This is a genomic window from Faecalicoccus sp., assembly GCF_036552745.1.
GTDB lineage: Bacteria > Bacillota_I > Bacilli_A > Erysipelotrichales > Erysipelotrichaceae > Faecalicoccus.
This window is the reverse complement of the sequence record NZ_JAXKBY010000145.1, coordinates 1-1,988: the sequence shown is the minus strand read 5'-3', so window position 1 is coordinate 1,988 and position 1,988 is coordinate 1. Positions and strand designations below refer to the sequence as shown.

Below are 1,988 nucleotides of genomic sequence, written 5' to 3'. Positions count from 1 at the left end.
TAGATTTTTTTTCACAAATAAAAGAGCCTCGCCTATTTTAGACAAGACTCATAAGATCATGTTTTGCTTAACTTAATGACATTGATCTAACTGTAGACTTTTCGCAATGTTAGATATCTAATTTTTATTTATAGATATTTTGACATTATATATCAAAACTATAACCAACAAAATGTATACTAAGACAATAAAGATAGCTTCGGCATTGAAATGAACGACTTGTTTATACATATAATAAAATTCATTTTTTTCGAGTCCGGGATAGAGATAATCTCTTTGAAGACAAAAGAGAAACGACCATATTGGAGAAACGATAGAAAGAACAAATTGTAGAAATCCGGTGAATTTATTTCTTTTAAAAAAGATTAGAATGCTAAAGAGAATACTTATTAGAAAGAATCCCCAATAGATCAAACCATATATAGAATAATCAAATCTTGAATACATAAAATCTCGTATTATCCATTTAGGAAGACCTGAATGGATTTTTTCTTTCTAGGCCGTTCCTGGTCAAGTATATCTTACGGCCATTTGATATACTTGCTTTGCACTGTGGATTTGTTTCTATACAATTACAGCTTTAACTGTTCTAAGGAGATTCCTACCACAGTTCTTTTCTAATGTTGATCAGTTGATTAGTACTTCGATGCTTTATGATTCACGAGTTCACATGGATCGAACATTTGTGGAGTTCTTACCAAGCAGTGCACACTTACTAGGAGGTGTCTTTATGACCTATTTCATTGGCATCGATATTGCCAAATACAAGCACGACTGTTTCATCATGGATCAGGACGGTTCCGTTATCCGCGATTCCTTTTCCTTTTCCAATGACAGTGCCGGTTTTTGCCTGTTTCTTTCTGTCCTTGATTCTCTTGATCCTTCCTACGAAAAAAGGATAGGCTTTGAATCAACCGGGCACTATGGATTGAATCTCAAGTGTTTCCTTGAGGAACACGATCTTTCCTTCATGGAGATCAATCCCATTCTGATCAAACGGTTCTCCTCAGCTACCACCTTGAGAAGAACCAAGACCGATAAGGCGGATGCTGCTCTTATCGCTTCCTACTTAACTACGGTTGAATATATTACCTATCCAACCCAATCTTATCATATCCACAATCTGAAATCATTGACCCGCTCCAGAGATGCTCTGGTGAAGCTGAGATCTGGACAGCTTGTCATGATCACTAATGTTATGGACAAGATATTCCCTGAATTCAAGCCCTTCTTCAATAAATCTCTAAAAAGTTCTACGGCTATGTATCTTCTAAGAAATTACACCGTTCCTTCCAAAATGGCTTCCATGAATTCTGAATCTTACAGAAAGATGTCTTCAAAACTCAAAAAGACGATTTCCTATGTACGATTCTCAAAGCTTAGGGAACTTGCGAAAAATACTGTAGGGCGCGAAGATCCATGTCTAACTTTTGAACTGAATACTTATCTGGACATCTATCAGTCCCTGGATGCCAAAATCAAGGAAATGGAAACCCATATCGAAGAAGAGTTTAAGGAAATCCGTTCCCATATCCAGACGATCAAGGGGATCGGATGTATATCTGCCGCTTCTATCTATTCCGAATATGGTGGTATCGGAAACTTCCAGACGCCAAACCAGATGCTGGCTTATGCCGGTCTTGACCCTTCCAGAAGCGAATCTGGAGAACATGCATATAAGGGACACATGGTAAAACACGGATCTTCCCACCTCCGCTATGTTCTTTTGAACTGTGCAGAAATGGTCATTCTCCATAATCCCGTTTTTTATGATTATTACCGTAAAAAACGGGAGGAAGGCAAACATCATCGGGTCGCCCTTTCTCATGTGGCCAGAAAACTGGTTCGTATCATCTTCTTTTTAGAGAAGAACAATGTTGATTATGATCCTAAGAAAATGAGGTAGCCATTTTCTTATAGACCATAATTTTTTCAATCGACCTTTTGTTAGGTCTTTTTGTCATGTCTTTTTAAAATTTTTGATTTTT

The 1,988-nt window shown here is 37.3% G+C and carries 1 protein-coding gene; it reads left to right on the top strand.

Translation table 11 applies throughout. The annotated features are described in order from the left end of the window. The first annotated feature begins 730 nt into the window (after nucleotides 1-730). Nucleotides 731-1,906 (top strand): IS110 family transposase, encoded by a 1,176-nt coding sequence (locus U0M88_RS06965; protein ID WP_331869346.1) that lies wholly within the window; start codon nucleotides 731-733, stop codon nucleotides 1,904-1,906. The last annotated feature ends 82 nt before the right edge of the window (nucleotides 1,907-1,988 follow it).

Excerpts from the sequence above, each read along its gene's own strand:
- U0M88_RS06965 (WP_331869346.1), top strand. The coding sequence starts at position 731 with ATGACCTATTTCATTGGCATCGATATTGCCAAATACAAGCACGACTGT.